Genomic DNA, 18400 nt, shown 5'->3' with positions numbered 1-18400 from the left:
TATCTCAATTATTTCTTCCTAAAAAACAGCGCTCTGCCGTATTCGTAATTCATTCTGGCAATATTCAGTACAGAAATTCCCTGTGGACATTCCATTTCACAGGCTTCGGTATTGGAACAGTGCCCAAAATGCTCAGAATCCATTTGTTTAACCATATTCAAAATACGATTACTTCGTTCTTCTTTGCCTTGAGGAAGCAAAACCATATGCGTAATTTTGGCAGAGGTAAACAAAGCAGCACTTCCGTTTTTACAGGTTGCCACACAGGCGCCACAACCAATGCAGGCTGCAGAATCGAAAGCCTCTTCCGCGGTTTCATGAGTGATGGCGATTGCCGTTGCATCGGGAGCCTGACCGGTATTAACGGAGACAAAACCTCCTGACGAGATGATCCGGTCAAAAGAAGAACGGTCAATTTTCAAATCTCTTTTTATCGGAAAAGCGGCTGCCCGGAAAGGTTCAATCACAATCGTTTCGCCATCTTTGAAAGAACGCAGGTGAAGCTGACAGGTGGTGGTATGTTCCAGAGGTCCGTGAGCCAGCCCGTTGATCATCATTCCGCACTGTCCGCAGATTCCTTCCCGACAGTCGTGATCGAATTCCACAGGCTCATCGCCTTCTATAATGAGTTTTTCATTTAAAGTATCCAGCATTTCAAGGAAAGACATATGCGAATTGAGGTTTTTCAAATCATAATTCACCAGTTTACCCTCGCTTTGATGATCTTTCTGCCTCCATATTTTTAGGTGTAAATCCATAATTTCTGTGTTTTTTGTAATTTTTAATGACGATTGAATTTATATCAACGGCTTCTCATAAATGTTTTCAATTCAGCTATTTATCTCTTCGTACTTTTTCCTTTTTACTTCAATATTATTTATAACTTCTTACGGTGGGCTGTATTTCTTCAAAAATCAAAGGCTCTTTAATCAATTCCGGTTCATTATTTTCGCCTTTCCAAGCCCATGCAGAGATAAATTGAAACTCAGCATCATTCCTTAAGGCTTCACCATCAGGCGTCTGATATTCTTCACGGAAGTGAGCTCCGCAGGATTCATTTCGGGTTAAAGCATCGTAACACATCAGTTCACCAATTTCAAAATAATCGGCAACACGACCTGCCTTTTCCAATTCGGTATTCATTTGATCGCCTTGCCCTGAAACTTTTACATCTTTATAAAATTCTTGTTTTAATTTTCGAATTTCCTCAATGGCATATTTCAAGCCTTCTTTATTTCGGGCTAAACCGCAGTAGTCGTACAGTAATTTGCCTAAAGTTTTATGAAAATAATCCACCGTTTTCGTTCCTTTTATATGAATGAAATTTTCAATCTGTTGTTTTACCTGATGTTCCGCTTGTTCAAATTCAACATGATCTGTTGATATTTTTCCGGTATGAATTTCCTGAGACAGATAATTCGCAATCGTATAAGGCGCAATGAAATATCCGTCAACCGAAGCCTGAAGCAAGGAATTAGCTCCTAAACGATTCGCACCGTGATCAGCAAAATTAGCTTCACCAAGAGCAAATAATCCCGGAATGGTGGTCATTAATTCATAATCTACCCAAAGTCCACCCATCGAAAAATGGGCAGAAGGAGAGATCATCATCGGTTCCTGATAGGCATTATAGCCGGTGATTTTAAGATACATATCAAATAAATTTCCGTATTTCTCCTGAATTTTTTCCTTTCCCTGTTCTTTAATAGCTTTAGAAAAATCAAGGTAAACGGCATTTTTCAAAGGTCCGATTCCGAAGCCTGCATCAATTCTTTCTTTTGCCGCTCTTGAAGAAATATCCCTTGGCGCTAAGTTTCCAAAAGCGGGATACCGTCTTTCCAGATAGTAATCTCTTTCATTTTCGGGAATATCATTGGGATTTCTGGTTTCATTTTCTTTTAACGGAACCCAGATTCTGCCGTCATTTCGTAAAGATTCAGACATTAAAGTTAATTTCGACTGATAATCTCCCGACTGTGGTAATGAAGTAGGATGCACCTGAATCCAGCTTGGAGAAGCCATCAACGCTCCTTTTTTATGGGCTCTCCAGATCGCCGAGCCGTTGCAGCCCATCGCCAATGTTGAGAGGTAATAAATTTTTCCATAACCACCCGTTGCAAGAATCACGGCGTGAGCAGCATGTCTTTCGATGGCTCCTGTGTCTAAATTTCTTACAATAATTCCTCTCGCTTTTCCGTCGATCATGACCAAATCCAGCATTTCGTGCCTTGAAAAAAGCTGAACACTTTTCTTGCCAACCTGCCGCATCAAAGCCTGATAAGCTCCTAAAAGCAATTGCTGTCCGGTTTGTCCTCTTGCATAAAATGTTCTGCTCACCTGAACTCCTCCAAAAGAGCGGTTGTTCAGGTAACCGCCATATTCTCTTCCGAACGGAACACCTTGCGCCACCGCCTGATCGATCAGGTTTAAGGAGCATTCTGCCATTCGGTAAACATTGGCTTCACGGGCTCGGAAATCCCCGCCTTTAAGTGTATCGACAAACATCCTGTAGACACTGTCGCCGTCATTTTTATAATTTTTAGCCGCATTCACACCGCCCTGAGCGGCAACGGAATGTGCTCTTCTCGGACTGTCCTGAAAGCAGAAAGATTTTACATTATAGCCCATTTCTCCTAAAGAAGCGGCAACGGAACTTCCTGCCAATCCTGTTCCCACGACGATCACATCCAGTTTTTTCCGGTTAGCGGGATTCACCAGTCTGGCTGTTTTTTTATAGTTTTCCCATTTTTTTTCCAGGGATCCTTCCGGTATTTTTGAATTTAAAATCATAATTGTGCATTTTAACGGTAAGTGAAGAATACATAAACAGGCATCAAGGCAAATCCTACACTGATCATAATCGAATAAGCAATTCCAACGGTTTTAAAGCCTTTTACAAACTTTGGATGAAACAAGCCCAGCGTCCTGGCGGCACTGTGAATACCGTGGATTAAATGATAGCACAACGCCACCATAGAAAGGATATAAATAAGAACATACCACCATTCTTTAAAGACATTTACGACTAAAATGAAAAGGTCTTTATTTCCGTTCTCGTCCAAAGGAGGATTGCCGAATTTGTAGACATACCAGAAATTCTGAAAATGAATTACCAAAAATATCAATAGTAATGTCCCCAAAATTCCCATGTTTCGGGAATACCATTTGCTGGCTCTTCCGCGTCTGTCAGATTGATAATTAGCTCCAGATTTTTTATTTTTTAAGGTAAGCATTAATCCATCTGCTGCATGAAGGATAATACTTGCATACAACACGTAAGAAACAATTTTGATCACGATATTTCCTGATAAAAAATGCGAATAGGCATTAAACTGAAGATGCGCCTGTTCCTGAGGTAAAAACAGCTGAAGATTTCCGAGAAAATGAATCAGCAGAAAGAAGCTCAGGAATAAGCCGGTGAGGCACATCAGTATTTTTCTTGATAAGGTAGACAGCATGGCTTTTTATTTTTACGTTAAATGAGGGCTGGAAGCTGGAGGTTTGATTGGCTCATATTCATGATGCTATTTTAATTAAACCTAATAGGTAAGATTTAAAAAAAATAATACATGAACTGCATCAAGCTTCCAGCCTCCTGCCCCTAATAATACCCCAGGATTTTCATCCAAAGTCCGCCAACACCCATGTAGATAATCAGCAGGACGACTCCTATTTCCAGACCCCGAAGCCACCAGGCTTTCAGGTCAACATATCCGCTTCCGAAAAATACAGGAGCCGGACCGTGACCGTAATGGGTTAACACTCCATAGATCGAACCCAGAAATCCGAGCATCATTGCTAGTAGCATGGGAGGAATGCCTACCGCGATTCCGACACTTAACAAGGCAGCATACATCGCAGCTACATGAGCCGTGGCACTCGCAAAAATATAATGACTGAAAAAGTAGACGAGAATAATCACGGGAAATGCTACCGTCCAGGTCATACCACCAATTTTTTCTTTAATTAAATCGCTAAACCAGCCGATAAAGCCTAATTCATTAAGCGAGCTCGCCATCATCACCAGCACGGCAAACCAAACGATGGTATCCCAGGCTCCTTTTTCGGATTTTACGTCTTCCCAGGTTAAAACAGAAGTTAATAAAAGCAATGTTAACCCAATAAAAGCTGTTGTTGTGGCATCGATGGATAAGGCGCTGCCAAAAATCCATAAAGCCAGTAAGATGAAGAAAGCCAATAGCATCAGCCATTCATTTTTCGAAATTGGTCCCATCTCTTTTAATTTCTGTGCGGCCATTTTAGGTGCGTCACCCGTTTTCTTAAGTTCAGGCGGATATAATTTGTATAAAACCAAGGGAACTACGAAGAAAGCCACCAGTCCCGGGACGAAGCCAGCCGCTGCCCATGACATCCATGTGATATTAATCCCCAAATTGGCTGCAAACTTCTGACACATCGGGTTACTCGCCGTTCCCGTGAGGAACATGGAAGATGCGATGAGGTTCATATAATAGCTGTTCAGTGTTAAATAAGATCCTAATTTTCTATGTGTTTCCGGTTTGTCAGGAACGGAATCAAAGCTGATCGCCATCGATTTCATGATAGGATAAATAATACCACCACCTCTTGCCGTATTACTCGGAATGGCAGGAGCCAAGCAAACATCGGCTAAGCCTAAACCATACGCCAGACCTAGTGAACTTTTTCCGAATACTCTGATGAAAAGAAAGGCAATTCGGTTTCCCAATCCTGTTTTGATGAACCCACGGGCGATAAAAAAGGAAATCCCGATCAGCCAGATCACTTTATCACCAAATCCGGAAAGAGCCTTGGTGATGGACTTTCCTGCATCTCCGGGAGCCACAACCTGGGTGAGTGCGGTGAATCCTATGGCCATCATACACATGGTTCCCATGGGAGCCGCTTTTAAGATAATTCCCAAAATGGTAGCTGCAAAAATGGCAAATAAATGCCAAGCATTTTCTGTAACGCCCTCCGGAGCAGGAATAAACCATATGATAAGAGCAATAGCAAAGGTAATGGCGACTGCTTTAATATTAATTTCTTTCATAATATTTGGCTTTTAGGGTTTAAAATCTACTTTGTACTTGTACAATGAACAGATTGTTGTTGTATTGAGTGGTATTTTCCACCTGATGTTTGTAACGGTCGAACTGCACACCCAGCTGAATTCTTGCCCCGTAATTCTTTAAAAATTCGAGACCGAACATTGGCGTGATGGTCTGCCTGGGATTGGAGTTCAGCCTGAAATTGGTATCTAAATATTCGTAACGGCAGGATAATTCAAAAGCGCTGAGGTTCTTATGATTGATTTCATACCGCACATTCGGCAGGAAATAAGCTCCGCGAATCAGATATTCATCGGGGGTATTAGGTCTGAGTTCAGGAGCTACCGCAAAATAAAGCGGATGGTTGGTTGCCTGTTTCGCTTCCAGCTGCATATCCAAGCTCCATTTGGAATCAAAGTGGATCAGCGAACTTAAGTCAACTCCCAAAGCATAGACTTTTTTGCTGAAAACCTCTCCTGCACCGCCATTTAAACCAAGATTTAAGTTATATTTTTTAGAAAGACCAAAAACGAGTCTCGTAGAATATTGCTTTCCATTATCATTATCATTTACCTGATTTTTTCCGTTTCCGTTCACCACAGAAACCGCATACTGAAACGGGATTTCTCCCAATTCCAGTTGCCCGGTGGCCGACATTCCGATCTGAAAGCTTGTCCAGCCCAATTTTCCGAATTCAGTATATTGATTCGACCAGTCCAGCGACTTGATAATATCGATAGGGTAGGTTTCTTCAATCCCGAACCAGGGTCTGAATTGCCCAACGGTAATGGCTAGTTTAGGATTGAAGGTATATTTTAAATAAGCATTTTCCAGCACTCGGGATTTCGGATCATTTTTAAAATCGGCAAGATTGGCGAGAACAACGACTTCGGTTCTTTTGCTGATCTGCGCCCGCATCTGAACCCTCATATATTTGATCATGAAATTATTGTCCGTTCCGCTGTCATCCGTATGATGAAGCCCGTTCACATCCACATCTTTGGTCATTCCCACGAGATACCTCGCCTGAAAAAGCCCTTTGATCTGAAGTTGAGGGTATTTAACCTCCTCTTCCTGTTTTGCTTTCAGGGTATCCGGTATCTGTGCAAACAGGGAAAGACCGGATACGATGAGGCAAAAGAGAACTGTTCTCTTTATGATGTCGTAAAAAGTCATAGTTTATATTTTTGAGAGGGTGTAAGAGAGGCTTTTTCAGCTGCTAAAGTCCTAAGAACTTGAAAGGTTCAGATTCTTTAAAGCTGGTATTGGCTTTTCCGTTGTACGTCTGGTAATTGCTGAGATCCAGTTTCATTACTTTGCCTTTCGGGCTCAGGTCAAATTCCTTAAGATCAACCCAGAAGGTATTTGGCGTGAAAACAGTTTCAAAGTAATAGGTCAGGTTTTTCTGATCCGAAACGGAGCGCCATCTTGTGGAAGAAATATTAGGTTCTGTTTCTGAAGAAATTCCGTAAGGAACGGAGCAGTTTCTGATCACACTGAATACACTGGCCACGGCTTTTCTCGTATCCGAAGTCTGCGGAATAGCATTGATGTAATAAGAGGCTCTCACAAAACGGTCGGCTGCACGGTTAGTACCGGGAAGCATAACAGTTCCGGGAATTCCTTTCCAATAATTATTTAAGGCTAATTGATCTTCAAAAACGGGTGAATTGGTCATTACATTATAGTCAGAAGAGTGGTGAACGACCAGTTTTCCTTTAATATATTCAAACACTGCATTATCTCCCGAAGCATCTGATATAGAAAGATGAACGGTGGTAAATCTTTCGGTCCCCGGAATATAATCGCTGACAATCACAAAAGGTTCTTTGGAAACATTATCTACAGCTTCTTTCACGGTTGCGAAATTATCAAGGAAATACTGCGCCCACAGAGAAATGGCAATTCCCTTTTTTCCTCTTTTCGGGTCAAATTTAGGATATTCGGATTCACCAAGCCATAGAAGATTGGCGACCAGTCCTTTCTCATTCATTCCATCTGAAGAAGCGATATCCCAAGAGCTGCTGATCACACTTCCGTACTTGGATTTCCATTTTTCGGAACGCGGGCCAACCTGTCCGTTGCGATCCATTCCTTTTGGAAATACCCAGATATTAGCAGGTATTTCATCCCGCCAGTCCATAGAACGGGCTGTAAGTACGGTATTTTCAGGACCTTTATAGACGACTCTCGTGCAGGCTTCGTATTCGCTCCAGATTCCTATGGAAAGAATAAGTGAAAAAAGAATTAAAGGAAATTTTTTCATAGTAATATTGTTTTTGGTTAATCATGTGATTTTATTGAAAAAGCGAGTCTTGTTTTTTTAATAAGATTAAATATTTTCATAATTGGGTGATATAAATTTAATAAATTTTGTTTAATTAATAGAATAATTTTAATTAATAATAGGGTTTTATGTATTAAATCATAATGATTCATTTTCTTAAAAAAAAGAGTGAATTTTTCTTAAATTTTAATTAAAACTGAAGTTATGGAAATGAAATGGTGAAATATGAGAGGCTAAAATTTGGAATTTTTCATTTTAGTATTTCTGAAACCTGCGCGGGGTAAAGGTTTCTTAATTTAAATACCACAAAAGTACTATGACAGGTAAAAAAGCGTTATATTTGATAGTTATAATAAACGTATGAATTTTGTAGAATGTCATGATGAGCCCATCCATATCCCTGGGTACATACAAAGTTTTGGTTACTTGATTGGCATTGACAAAGCTTCTCACTCCATCAGCTTTTTTAGCGAAAATATAAAGGATATCTTTAAACTGGAAAACTTTGAGCTGCTTTTCGGGAAGAAGATTACAGATTTTCCCCAACTCTTTAAAAGTATTATTGAATCTGATATATTTATCGCATTGGAAGACAATACTTCAAGAGAAAATATTACCTATTTTGACAAGGTCTTTATTGACCAGGAACAATATCATTTTTCGGTTTTCAGAACAGGAGAAAATATTTTTCTGGAGTTTGAAAAAGTGCTGGAAAATCCGTATAAACGAATCAACAATAAATATGATAATTTTTATATTATTGATAATGAACAGGAGATATGGGATCAACTTCTGAGTACACTTTCTAAAATTGTGAATTATGACCGTATGATGATTTACAAATTCATGATGGACGGTTCCGGAAAAGTGATTGCGGAGAGAACAAATAACGAGCTGGAAAGCTATATGGGGCTGCATTATCCCGAATCTGACATTCCGAGACAGGCACGTGAACTGTATCTTAAAAAACGCAAGAGAATTTTCAGCGATGTCTATTCTGATCCTGTGCGATTAATCAGCAGAAAAAATCAAACGGTTGACCTTACATTTTCTACTTCGAGAGCCATGTCCCCTATTCATGGGCAGTATATCAAAAATTCCGGTGCTTCTTCGAGTTTCAGTATTTCCATTATTATTGAAGATCATCTGTGGGGGCTGGTAACCTGCCAAAATTCGGAAGCTAAGCATATTGACCTTGAAGACAGGGTACAGGCCGGCATTTTTACCGCTTTGGCTTCCAATGCTTATTCTTCATTTAAATCTAAAAAAGAACTGAATTACCGATTGGCGCTTACCGAAAAAGTGTCTGAGCTAAAATCAGAATTTTTAAAATATAATACCCTTTTTGAATCTTTAGTTGAAAATAAATCTAAAATAAAAGACCTTCCTGAAGCCGATGGTCTGGCCATTATATCGAATCAGTATATTGTAAAAGAAGGAATTACCCCCACTACCTCAGTGATAGAGAAAATTGTTCACTGGGCGCATGAAAATACTATGGAAAGTATGTATGTGAGCCGGAATTTCCTGAAGAAACACAGACACGATTTGGAGGTCACCGAAGATACGGCAGGGATCATTATTTATTTTATCGACAGAGATAAAAATGAGTTGCTCATGTGGTTCCGTAAAGAGTTTGATGAACATATTAAATGGGCGGGAAATCCGGAAAAAACCATCGGGGTATTTTCTCAGAACGGAGAGGAAAAACATATCGTTTCTCCCCGTACCTCTTTTCATGCTTTTACGGAAAATATCAAAGGAAGTTCAAGAAGATGGAATTCCCAAAATATAAGCGCGGTGCATGCCATTCGGGATGTTATTCTGGAAACTTCTCATAAACAGTATACGGTGATTAAGCAGCTTAATGAAGAGCTTAAAGAGGTAAATGAAGAGCTGGACAGTTTTTCCTACACCATCTCCCATGATCTGGGAACACCCTTAACCGTGATGAAGCTGAATGCCCAGATGCTGCTGAATTCTCTGACCGACGGTTCGGAAAAAAGCAGAGGTAAAATCAACTCTATTATTGAAGAAATTGATAATATGGCGGTGATGATGCAGGATGTTTTGCAGCTGAGCCGAGCTAAACATAGTGAAATACAGTTAGATGTCATACCGACTGAATCTACCATTCTCAAGATTGTTGAAAATGCCAAGATGACATTCGCAAGTCCGAAGACTGAAATCATGATCAAAGGCTGTCCGGACGTTCTGGCGGATAAGACCATGCTTCATCAGATATTTTTAAATATTATTAATAACGCTGTGAAATATTCTTCTCACAAAGAAGAACCTAAAGTCATTATCGAAGGTTCTATAGAAGGTGACCTGGTGATCTACAGCATTTCTGACAACGGAATAGGAATTCCTGAAGAGGAAAAACATAAGATGTTTAAAATATTCAACAGGATGGATAATGCAAAAAAGTTTAAAGGAAATGGAGTCGGTCTTTCCATCGTCCATCGGATTATGAAAAGAATAGGTGGAAATGTTGATTATGAAAGCAATAAAGAAGGAACTTGTTTCTTTTTAACGTTTAAAAAGCCTTACATTTGAGGAAACTTTTAAAACATAATTATGGTATCAGAATATCTTAAACAAAATACAGCGGAATACCACGATGCTGCTGAGAAACTTTTTAACTCTGAGAAAATTTTTAGTAAAACTTTCACTCTTGAAGATTATAAAAAAATTATCCATACCAATTATCTGATGCTTCTTCACAGTGAAGACAAAATATTCAACAGCCTTTCCGGAAATTTTTCTGAAAAACTTCAGTTAAACGAAAGAAAAAAACTTCCTTTAATTGAGAAAGACCTGGCAAGTTTGGCTTTGGAAAACAGAACTCCTTCGCATCCGCTGGAATTTGGGAACGAGCATGAAGCATTAGGAGCCATGTATGTGATTGAAGGTTCTACTTTAGGTGGAAACGTAATCGCTAAGCAGCTTTCTAAAACAGAAGGTTTTGATAGTGTAACGTTCAATTTCTTCGGATGTTATCAGGAAAATACAGGGCCAATGTGGAAAAACTTTAAAGAGGTTCTGGATACCGAAGTTAGTGAAGAGAACTATAATGAAGTACTTTCAGGAGCTAAAAAACTATACTCGTTTCTATTAAACGTGAACTAGTTTTCTTAAAAAAACATTAAACATTCGTTTTATATACAATTAAATTCCCGAAAAATTGCTCAATTTTTCGGGAATTGTTAAATTTGAGAGTTTTCAAATTAAAACTAAACTAAAAAATAATTAAAAAATAAATCAAATGAAAGTAACTGTAGTAGGAGCGGGCGCTGTAGGGGCTAGCTGTGCGGAATATATTGCCATGAAAAACTTCTGTTCAGAAGTCGTTTTAGTAGATATTAAAGAAGGATTTGCTGAAGGAAAAGCAATGGATTTAATGCAGACAGCATCTTTAAACGGATTTGATACACAAATTACGGGAACAACAGGAGATTACAGCAAAACCGCTGGTTCTCATGTAGCTGTTATCACCTCAGGAATTCCAAGAAAACCGGGAATGACCAGAGAAGAGCTTATCGGGATTAATGCAGGTATCGTAAAAGAGGTTACGGCTAACTTGGTAAAACATTCTCCGGAAGTAATTATCATCGTGGTTTCTAACCCAATGGATACAATGGCTTATTTGGTACACAAAACTTCAGGACTGCCTAAGCATAAAATCATTGGAATGGGGGGTGCACTGGATTCTGCAAGATTCAAATACAGATTGGCTGAGGCTTTAGAAGCTCCGATTTCTGACGTAGACGGAATGGTAATCGCCGCTCACAGTGATACAGGGATGCTTCCTTTATTGAGCAAAGCAACAAGAAACGGAGTTCCTGTAACTGAGTTCCTTGATGAAGAGCAACAAAAATATGTAATTGAAGAAACTAAAGTAGGAGGTGCAACGCTTACGAAATTATTAGGAACTTCTGCTTGGTATGCGCCAGGTGCAGCTGTTTCTGTAATGGTTCAGGCAATTGCTTGCGACCAGAAGAAAATGATCCCTTGTTCTTTAATGCTTGAAGGTGAATACGGACAAAATGATATCTGCCTGGGGGTTCCTGCTATTATCGGAGCAAACGGTGTTGAGAAAATCGTAAACATTACATTAACTGCGGATGAGCAATTGAAATTTGCTGAAGCTGCAAAAGCGGTAAGAGAGGTTAATGGTGATTTGAAGTTTTAATTAAAAGCTTTATAATAAATAAAATTTCCCCTCATCTGTAGATGTGGGGATTTTTTTGCCGCCAATGCACGAATGCTGAATCAAGTACAAAAGTTGGGACCAGGCAAAAAAGTTTAGATCATGTAAGATGAAATTTTTTGCTCTCGCAGATTTTGCGAATGATGCAGATTCTTTTCCTTACACTTTACATAGTGAACACAAAGCCTCACCAATTTTTTTGACAACTTCCGTTTTAAGTATGACCAAGCCGTTATACTGATAAAAGATTACTAAGATTAAGCAAAAATAGATCAGCAGCATCATCTGTGAAAATCCGTGGGAAATAAAAATATTGGTGCATTTGTGGCAAAAAATACATCTAAACAATTTCTCCCCAAGTTTTGGAACTGATCCCGAATGCTATTGTTTCTATTTCCCGCAGATCTTGACTATCTATATAGAATTCTCGACGGTTTTTGTGATCTTATATAAGCGAAACGGCTCTGCCTCAATTATAAAATTGATTTAAATTGAATCGGTGAAACTTCGTTTTATGAAGCTTAAAACGATCAGTTGAAAAAAAAATAGTGAGCCTTGGTGTTTAAAAAAATAGACTAAAAATCTGCGAGAACAAAAAAAGTATCGATATTTTAGCTCAGATTATCTAAAGTTTATTACCAGATTTATTTCTGCTAATCTTAATTCTGATTAATAATCACCTTCAGCTCCTCTAAGGTAAGCACAAAATCTTTTCTGCGGTGAACGATGCGGTGGCAGTTTGAACAAAGAGGAATTAAATCAGTTTTGGGATCAATAACTCGGGATTCTTCATAACGAGCTAAGGGAACTGTGTGATGAATTTCAATAAAACCTTCGCCAGCTTTTCCGTATTTTTCAACGAAATTAAAATTACATCCGAAACAGTTTGTTCCATGTATTTTTATCGCTAAACTTCGTAATAATGCATCTCTTTCGGCTGCTTTGGAGATAATGATTTTTTCGCCGTCTTGTGATCTTACTTCATAAATATCATCAAGTTCTGGTTGATTCACATTGAAGTTTGGTTTGGCAATGGTTTGACAAAATTCGATATATCTTCTAAAGGCACTGCTTTTTTTAGTTCCGCTTACTTTTTCTTCTTCAATAATCTGCGGGATGGTATGAAACTGATTAAAGTATTCATTCAGAATATCTACATCAATGATATTAAATAAAGATGTAAAACTCTTTTCTAAATACGTCGTAATATCATTAGAAACAACATCTATCGCTAAACCGTAATTGTAAACTGTAGAGGGAGCGTAATTTTTGCCATATTTTCCGGCGGAAGTTAAGTACTCCATGAATTTCTCTTTTGAGGTCATCTTCTTGGATTATTAGTTTAAGGCCTCAAAATTAATAAATAACTTAATATAGATCAATTATTTGAATTGAAATTTTTAAGCTATTTAAAGTAGAGTTATTAAAAAACATACTTTTGAATACGAGTAATCATTGTAAGCGCTCAAGGTTCTTAGGCTTTTATAAAAATACACCCATCAGGTATTCAATTTTTCTTTAATCTGTAAACCAATAACAATAAGATAAGTAATTACGAAAATAGCCAACGGAACTGTAAATACCCAATAATTAAACGACTCAATAGGAGCTTGAAATAAAGGTGAAATCATAAATAGGAAAGCAATAATTGACTTTAAAATACCTTCTTTCCATGAAATAAAAGTCAGAACAATTCCAACGAGTCCCAATATTGCAAAAACCTGGTCTATGTTTCCAAAATGTATGGCTGTACCTATCAAAAATAAGATCATCGGAACGGCAATCATCATTCCCACAAGCATAATGCAACAGTAGGAGAGAACTGAAATAACTTTTAGTATGGTCATGATTATTTTAATTTTCATCAAGATATTAAAAATTAAAATATTTTTTTCAAAATATATATAAAACTCTCAAAATTTTAAGAGCTGTTAATTAAAAGATTGCCGAAATTCCAAAGGCGAAACCTGCGTTTTACTTTTGAATAATTTACTGAAAGACTGCGGATGTTCAAAGCCTAATTCATAAGCAATTTCACTGATAGATAATTGCGAAGTGGAAAGTTTTTCCTTTGCTTTTTCGATCAGTTTTTCGTGAATGTGCTGTTGTGTGCTTTGTCCTGTCAGCACTTTTAATAATCCCGTTAAATAGCTTGGTGAAACGTTCAGCTGTTCGGCAATGCCGTGTACCGTTGGAAGACCTTTGGTGATGAGGTCTTTATTGTTGAAATAATCTGTAAGCAGCTCTTCCAGCGAATCCAGAATTTTATGATTGGTAATTCTTCGCGTTATAAATTGCCGCTGATAAAAGCGTTCACCATAATTCAGTAAGGTTTCAATTTGTGAAATAATAATATTCTGGCTGAATGCGTCAATTGAAGAATGGTATTCATTCTGAATATTCTGAACGATATTTTTAATGATATTTTCTTCTTTTTCGGAAAGAAATAAAGCCTCATTTACGGAATAATCAAAATATTCATACTGCTTTATTTTTTTAGCTAAAGATGTATTCCAGAGAAAATCAGGGTGAATCAGTAAAATCCATCCCGAATGTTTTGATGGTGAATCTGGGGTGACTTCCACACTGAAAACCTGTCCGGGAGCCATAAAAAACATCACGCCTTCATCAAAATCATACTTTTGCTGACCATACTTGATTTTCGCATGAGAATTTCTTTTGATGGAAATAGAATAATAATCCTGAACCCAGCTCGCAGAACCACTTTCCTGGGTGTGTTTGATCAGGCTGTAATCTACCACGCTGATGAGCGGATGTTCCGGCTTCGGCAACCCACGAAATTCATGGAACTCACTGATCGTTTTTATTCTTACCGGCTGTTTCATAAGATAAAGGTATTGATTTTTATAAAGCAAAGAGTTTATAAAGTCTTCGACTTCGCTGAAACTAACATTCGTAGCATGTAAAACTAAACCCGTAAGTATTAGCGATGTCATCCTGAGCGAAGTCGAAGGATCTGAGATTTAAAAAAGAAATTATTTATGATAAGCTTTCGCAAAATCCTCTGCAAAATCTTTCACTTTAATTTTGCCTAAAACAGGTCTGTTTTTGTAGTAATCTTCATATAAAATGCTTCCTCGTCTTGCTTTATTCATTTCTACAAAACCTTTTGCCGTTTCGGGATTCATTCCGACATTAATTAAATTGTTCAACAAATCCTCATCCGAAATAGTGATCCATTTTAAGTCGGAATTTCCAATCGCTTCCCCTAAAGTTTTCGCAATTTCATTGGGTGAAATTTCTTCACTGGCGATGTAACGGATTTCTCTTCTTTTAAATGGTTTCTCCACTTCTTCAGCAATTACAGAAGCGATATCGATTGGCGAAACCCACGGCTCTTTTTCATCTCCACCGTAGTTTTGAATAATGGCATTTTGAGCTTTGATGGTCGGAATAAAAGCATACATATTATAATAAAAGCCAACCGGACGCATGAATTTAATGAAAACCTCCTGAGGAAGTTCATTCAATACTTTTTCTGCTTCATAATGGAATTTCAGGATCCCGTTTCCTTCATTCGTGTGAGCACCAATACTGCTTAAATGGATAATATTCTTCACTCCTGATTTTTCGATGGCTTCTTTATAATTTTTGGCAATTTGAATATTAGCCTGAATAAAATCAATTTCATGGTTAAAAAATACACCTGCATTCAATGCTTCCATAGCATAAATAATATCCGCTCCTCTGAAAGTTTCGGTTAAAAAATCAATATCTTCCATCGTACCGATTGCTGCTTTTGCTCCCAATGCTTCAATCGCTGATTTTCTATCGGGATTGCTGCTGATTACCGTTACATCATGACCTTTTTCTACCAATTCTATCGTTAAAGGTTTGCTGATATTCCCTAAAGAACCTGTTACAATAATTTTCATTTTGTTTAAATTTTTATTGAAACAAAGTTCTGGATTACCTGGATTTCTGATGGAGCCAAATCTACTTTTTACTTAGCTGAATCTTATTGAACAGAAGAGGGCGTGTGTTTATCCATGTAACAGATCTGCTCATTCAGTTTTTTTGTTTGGCAGATGGTGAAGGGTCTGCTTAAAATTTAAATGCACTCTAATTTATTCAAAAAAAATATGAGTTTTATTAACAATTATTTTTAATTTACCATTCAATAAACAGTATTATGAAACGAAGTATTTTATACATAATGACCATTGCAGCAGTCTGCTTCAGCTCAATGAATCAAAAATTAAGTCCTGAAAATACTTTTGAAACGAATATTGAGAAACTGGCTGACAGTATCAAAGTAAATGATATCGTGGTGAAAAATTTGTTTAAATATCAGATTTTAGCTCATCAAAATAATACTTTCGATGCTGAAATGATTACAAAAAAAGTATATCAACCTCACAAAAAACTTTGGGACAGTTGCTATGGAAGTATTTTTGGTGATGAAAATGCCGGAAAATTCAATAATGCTGAAGGGATGATCGAATGGAATAAAACTTTGTATCCTAAAAATAAGATCTTGTTTGAAGAAAGAGCGCAAAGTCTTTTGAATATTAATCTTAACAAAGTTTTAAAAACCAATCTGAAAAAGTTCAGCCAGTTGGTTCCTTATCAGCCAAAAGCGACAATCAGTATTTTGTACAGTCCGTTAACGGGAATTGGTTTTGGAGGCTGCAATGCCGATCAGTTTGCTTTGGAACTGAATTATGAAAATACCGATCCTGAATATATGATTGAAAAAGGATTGCCACACGAACTTAATCATTTGGTGTATGAAAAATTCAGAACTCAGGATGCTCATAAAAATTCTGCGCTAAGTCAGACTATTGATGAAGGTTTTGCCTGTTATTTTACCTGGGTTTTCTTTGAAGGAAAAATTCAGAAATATGAAGCGGTTGAAAATATGTCGAAAAAAGATTGGGAATGGTTTCTTAAAAATGAAAAGAAAATCTTTGTCAATACGAAAAAATTTTTCGACGATGAATCAGGAAATAATCCGCTGTTAAGAAATGATAAGTTAAAATTATTTCCCGACGCTCCGAAAACGCTGAATTATTGGTTAGGTTTCAGGATCGTTCAAAAATATGTTGATAAGCACGGTGCCGATTCGTGGAAAGATATTTATCAGTTAAATTCAAAAGAGGTGTTGGAGAAAAGCGGGTATGAGGAATTTATTAATTCCCTTTAATAGTTATCGATCGGTTGCGAAATGAGGAGCACAGATCTCAAATCTTAAGAAAAATACAGGAGTTTATAAAGCAAAGTTGTCAGAATTTTGTACTTCATCCATTATATTCAGAAATAATCTCTCACAAAAAGATGAGAGATTATTTTTTTTGATCTTCCTCGTCAAAGATGACAACTTTTAAGGATTAAAAGTGGCAAAAGCCCCTTCCGTAGCGGCAAAGAAATTATTGTAAACCAATTCTGTATTTCCGACACGAATTTCATAAATATCTTCCTGAAGCGCTTTCACCAAATCATTGGCAACATCAGAAGCGGGAATTCCGTTTTCGCGACCTCCAATTTCTACAGAAAAATCTGTATTTACCAAAGGTGGCATCAATTCAAAAACTTTTACATTGGTATCTTTTGACAGTTCGTATCTCAACAGTCTTGTGTGAGAGTGAAGTGCTGCCTTCGAATCAGAATAGGTCGGAACATGAGAACCAGGAACAAGCCCTACAATGGATGAAACATTGACAATAGCTGCTTCGTTCTGTTGTTTTAAAAGAGGAAGAAATTTGTCTGTCAGATGAATGGGTGCAAAATAATTAGTCGTAAATTCTGCAACGGCTTTGCTGTAAATATCACCGTCATTCGCAAGATTGTAAACGTAAGCATTTCCAGCATTGTTGATCAGAATATTAATGCCTCCAAACGTTGTTTTTACTTCTTCATATAATCTGTCGATATCCCCTTCATTGGTAATATCCGCTTGAATGGTGAAAACATTTTGTAAATCTTTCGCTGCAGCATCTAATTTTTCTTTTGTTCTTCCCACGATGATCACTTTATTCGCTGGACTTAATGTTTTTGCAATTTCTAAACCGATTCCTGAACCTCCGCCGGTAATCAAAATGGTGTTGTTTGTAATGTTCATAATAATTTGTTGTTGTTTAATTTATATCTAAATTTTAAAATTGTACTTTTTAGTACAAAATTGTTTAAAATTTTTTTGAATAAGGAAAATGGGAGCCCGATGCTGGAAGTTTATCAGTTTAATGTTTAATTTTAAAACTATACATTGTCTCCTCCAGCTTCCATCTTCTAGCCCCTTTACTCCAATATTCTCAAGTTCATTTCAATGAGAGATCGAAGCATTTGGGGTGAACTTTCCATGCGTCTTGTCACGTGAATTCCGTTCCAGAGATTGGTGAGATGCCACGCTAAAATTTCTGGATCTTCCTGAGTTTTTAATTTTCCGTTTTGCTGTGCTTTTTTGATTGCTTTTTTGAAGATTTTCTGTAAGCTTTTTAATAATTCTGCTGTGATTTTTTTTATCTCATCATCTTTTTCAGAAAGCTGTACCAAGGCATTTCCAAGATAACAGCCTCTCTCAATATCGCAATCATTTGCATCGGCAAGTTGTAGAAAAAACTGTCGGATAAATTCAATCTGATCTTCAGAATTTTCAATAGCCTGACTAATTTTTCGATTAAAATTTTCGGCAAACTGTTTGATGGAGCGAATATACAATTCCTGTTTTCCTCCTTTAAAAGCCAGATAAAAGCTTCCTTTCCCGATTCCCATGGCTCCTAATAATTCGTCTGCAGAAGCAGTGTCGTAACCTTTTGCTCTAAAGACTTCCGTTGCTTTTTCAACAGCTTCCTGTTCGTCGAATATTTTTGGTCTTCCTGCCATTTCTTTGTTTTGATGAAGCAAAGGTAT

General features: G+C 37.5%; 16 protein-coding genes. 4 read left to right on the top strand and 12 right to left on the bottom strand.

What is annotated here, in order from left to right:
• Window positions 1-8: 8 nt before the first annotated feature.
• The 6 genes from VUJ46_RS09610 to VUJ46_RS09585 all read right to left on the bottom strand — a co-directional run bounded on the left by VUJ46_RS09610 (window position 9) and on the right by VUJ46_RS09585 (window position 7296).
• Window positions 9-758, bottom strand: coding sequence for a succinate dehydrogenase/fumarate reductase iron-sulfur subunit (locus VUJ46_RS09610; RefSeq protein ID WP_326984765.1), 750 nt, complete (start codon window positions 756-758; stop codon window positions 9-11).
• 115 nt (window positions 759-873) lie between these two features.
• On the bottom strand, window positions 874-2790 hold the full coding sequence (locus VUJ46_RS09605) for a fumarate reductase/succinate dehydrogenase flavoprotein subunit (protein WP_326984764.1): 1917 nt from the start codon (window positions 2788-2790) through the stop codon (window positions 874-876).
• Window positions 2791-2801: 11 nt separating this feature from the next.
• On the bottom strand, window positions 2802-3458 hold the full coding sequence (locus tag VUJ46_RS09600) for a succinate dehydrogenase cytochrome b subunit (RefSeq protein ID WP_326984763.1): 657 nt from the start codon (window positions 3456-3458) through the stop codon (window positions 2802-2804).
• A 143-nt stretch (window positions 3459-3601) separates the two neighbouring features.
• Window positions 3602-5032 (bottom strand): anion permease, encoded by a 1431-nt coding sequence (locus VUJ46_RS09595; protein WP_326984762.1) that lies wholly within the window; start codon window positions 5030-5032, stop codon window positions 3602-3604.
• 19 nt (window positions 5033-5051) lie between these two features.
• Window positions 5052-6206, bottom strand: a complete 1155-nt coding sequence (locus tag VUJ46_RS09590; protein ID WP_326984761.1) for a porin — start codon at window positions 6204-6206, stop codon at window positions 5052-5054.
• 43 nt (window positions 6207-6249) lie between these two features.
• Entirely contained in the window at window positions 6250-7296 is a 1047-nt protein-coding gene (locus tag VUJ46_RS09585; protein ID WP_326984760.1) for a linear amide C-N hydrolase, read from the bottom strand.
• Window positions 7297-7677: 381 nt separating this feature from the next.
• Between VUJ46_RS09585 and VUJ46_RS09580 the strand changes: the two genes are divergently transcribed.
• From VUJ46_RS09580 to VUJ46_RS09570, 3 genes are all read left to right on the top strand, one after another.
• Window positions 7678-9876, top strand: coding sequence for an ATP-binding protein (locus VUJ46_RS09580; RefSeq protein ID WP_326984759.1), 2199 nt, complete (start codon window positions 7678-7680; stop codon window positions 9874-9876).
• A 21-nt stretch (window positions 9877-9897) separates the two neighbouring features.
• Window positions 9898-10449: a biliverdin-producing heme oxygenase gene (locus tag VUJ46_RS09575; RefSeq protein WP_326984758.1), complete on the top strand. Its 552-nt coding sequence runs from the start codon at window positions 9898-9900 to the stop codon at window positions 10447-10449.
• Between the two features lie 136 nt (window positions 10450-10585).
• Complete coding sequence (locus tag VUJ46_RS09570) at window positions 10586-11512, top strand: malate dehydrogenase (RefSeq protein ID WP_326984757.1); 927 nt, start codon at window positions 10586-10588, stop codon at window positions 11510-11512.
• Between the two features lie 677 nt (window positions 11513-12189).
• On the opposite strand, the gene VUJ46_RS09565 is transcribed toward VUJ46_RS09570, so the two are convergent.
• The 4 genes from VUJ46_RS09565 to VUJ46_RS09550 all read right to left on the bottom strand — a co-directional run bounded on the left by VUJ46_RS09565 (window position 12190) and on the right by VUJ46_RS09550 (window position 15426).
• Window positions 12190-12834 carry an HNH endonuclease gene (locus VUJ46_RS09565; RefSeq protein WP_326984756.1) on the bottom strand — a complete coding sequence of 215 codons (645 nt, stop codon included), beginning with the start codon at window positions 12832-12834 and terminating at the stop codon, window positions 12190-12192.
• Window positions 12835-13029: 195 nt separating this feature from the next.
• Window positions 13030-13377, bottom strand: a complete 348-nt coding sequence (locus VUJ46_RS09560; RefSeq protein WP_326984755.1) for a hypothetical protein — start codon at window positions 13375-13377, stop codon at window positions 13030-13032.
• Window positions 13378-13461: 84 nt separating this feature from the next.
• Window positions 13462-14376: a helix-turn-helix domain-containing protein gene (locus VUJ46_RS09555; RefSeq protein ID WP_326984754.1), complete on the bottom strand. Its 915-nt coding sequence runs from the start codon at window positions 14374-14376 to the stop codon at window positions 13462-13464.
• Window positions 14377-14526: 150 nt separating this feature from the next.
• Entirely contained in the window at window positions 14527-15426 is a 900-nt protein-coding gene (locus tag VUJ46_RS09550; RefSeq protein ID WP_326984753.1) for an NmrA family NAD(P)-binding protein, read from the bottom strand.
• Between the two features lie 257 nt (window positions 15427-15683).
• Here VUJ46_RS09550 and VUJ46_RS09545 point away from each other — a divergent pair, with 257 nt between their 5' ends.
• Entirely contained in the window at window positions 15684-16697 is a 1014-nt protein-coding gene (locus VUJ46_RS09545; protein ID WP_326984752.1) for a DUF2268 domain-containing putative Zn-dependent protease, read from the top strand.
• 177 nt (window positions 16698-16874) lie between these two features.
• Here the strand turns inward: VUJ46_RS09545 and VUJ46_RS09540 are convergent, their stop codons facing one another.
• Together VUJ46_RS09540 and VUJ46_RS09535 are read right to left on the bottom strand one after the other, a co-directional pair.
• Window positions 16875-17612, bottom strand: a complete 738-nt coding sequence (locus tag VUJ46_RS09540; RefSeq protein ID WP_326984751.1) for an SDR family oxidoreductase — start codon at window positions 17610-17612, stop codon at window positions 16875-16877.
• A 176-nt stretch (window positions 17613-17788) separates the two neighbouring features.
• Window positions 17789-18373: a TetR/AcrR family transcriptional regulator gene (locus tag VUJ46_RS09535; RefSeq protein ID WP_326984750.1), complete on the bottom strand. Its 585-nt coding sequence runs from the start codon at window positions 18371-18373 to the stop codon at window positions 17789-17791.
• Window positions 18374-18400 lie beyond the last annotated feature (27 nt).

Origin of the sequence: Chryseobacterium sp. MYb264 (assembly GCF_035974275.1) — a bacterium.
Classification (GTDB): Bacteria; Bacteroidota; Bacteroidia; order Flavobacteriales; family Weeksellaceae; genus Chryseobacterium.
This window is presented reverse-complemented; position numbering and strand designations above follow the sequence as displayed.

What these genes read in the sequence shown, in the direction of transcription:
- VUJ46_RS09560 (WP_326984755.1), bottom strand. Translation starts at nt 13,377, where the DNA reads ATGACCATACTAAAAGTTATTTCAGTTCTCTCCTACTGTTGCATTATG.
- VUJ46_RS09605 (WP_326984764.1), bottom strand. Translation starts at nt 2,790, where the DNA reads ATGATTTTAAATTCAAAAATACCGGAAGGATCCCTGGAAAAAAAATGG.
- VUJ46_RS09575 (WP_326984758.1), top strand. Translation starts at nt 9,898, where the DNA reads ATGGTATCAGAATATCTTAAACAAAATACAGCGGAATACCACGATGCT.
- VUJ46_RS09565 (WP_326984756.1), bottom strand. Translation starts at nt 12,834, where the DNA reads ATGGAGTACTTAACTTCCGCCGGAAAATATGGCAAAAATTACGCTCCC.
- VUJ46_RS09555 (WP_326984754.1), bottom strand. Translation starts at nt 14,376, where the DNA reads ATGAAACAGCCGGTAAGAATAAAAACGATCAGTGAGTTCCATGAATTT.
- VUJ46_RS09580 (WP_326984759.1), top strand. Translation starts at nt 7,678, where the DNA reads ATGAATTTTGTAGAATGTCATGATGAGCCCATCCATATCCCTGGGTAC.
- VUJ46_RS09540 (WP_326984751.1), bottom strand. Translation starts at nt 17,612, where the DNA reads ATGAACATTACAAACAACACCATTTTGATTACCGGCGGAGGTTCAGGA.
- VUJ46_RS09590 (WP_326984761.1), bottom strand. Translation starts at nt 6,206, where the DNA reads ATGACTTTTTACGACATCATAAAGAGAACAGTTCTCTTTTGCCTCATC.
- VUJ46_RS09535 (WP_326984750.1), bottom strand. Translation starts at nt 18,373, where the DNA reads ATGGCAGGAAGACCAAAAATATTCGACGAACAGGAAGCTGTTGAAAAA.
- VUJ46_RS09570 (WP_326984757.1), top strand. Translation starts at nt 10,586, where the DNA reads ATGAAAGTAACTGTAGTAGGAGCGGGCGCTGTAGGGGCTAGCTGTGCG.
- VUJ46_RS09610 (WP_326984765.1), bottom strand. Translation starts at nt 758, where the DNA reads ATGGATTTACACCTAAAAATATGGAGGCAGAAAGATCATCAAAGCGAG.
- VUJ46_RS09595 (WP_326984762.1), bottom strand. Translation starts at nt 5,032, where the DNA reads ATGAAAGAAATTAATATTAAAGCAGTCGCCATTACCTTTGCTATTGCT.
- VUJ46_RS09585 (WP_326984760.1), bottom strand. Translation starts at nt 7,296, where the DNA reads ATGAAAAAATTTCCTTTAATTCTTTTTTCACTTATTCTTTCCATAGGA.
- VUJ46_RS09600 (WP_326984763.1), bottom strand. Translation starts at nt 3,458, where the DNA reads ATGCTGTCTACCTTATCAAGAAAAATACTGATGTGCCTCACCGGCTTA.
- VUJ46_RS09550 (WP_326984753.1), bottom strand. Translation starts at nt 15,426, where the DNA reads ATGAAAATTATTGTAACAGGTTCTTTAGGGAATATCAGCAAACCTTTA.
- VUJ46_RS09545 (WP_326984752.1), top strand. Translation starts at nt 15,684, where the DNA reads ATGAAACGAAGTATTTTATACATAATGACCATTGCAGCAGTCTGCTTC.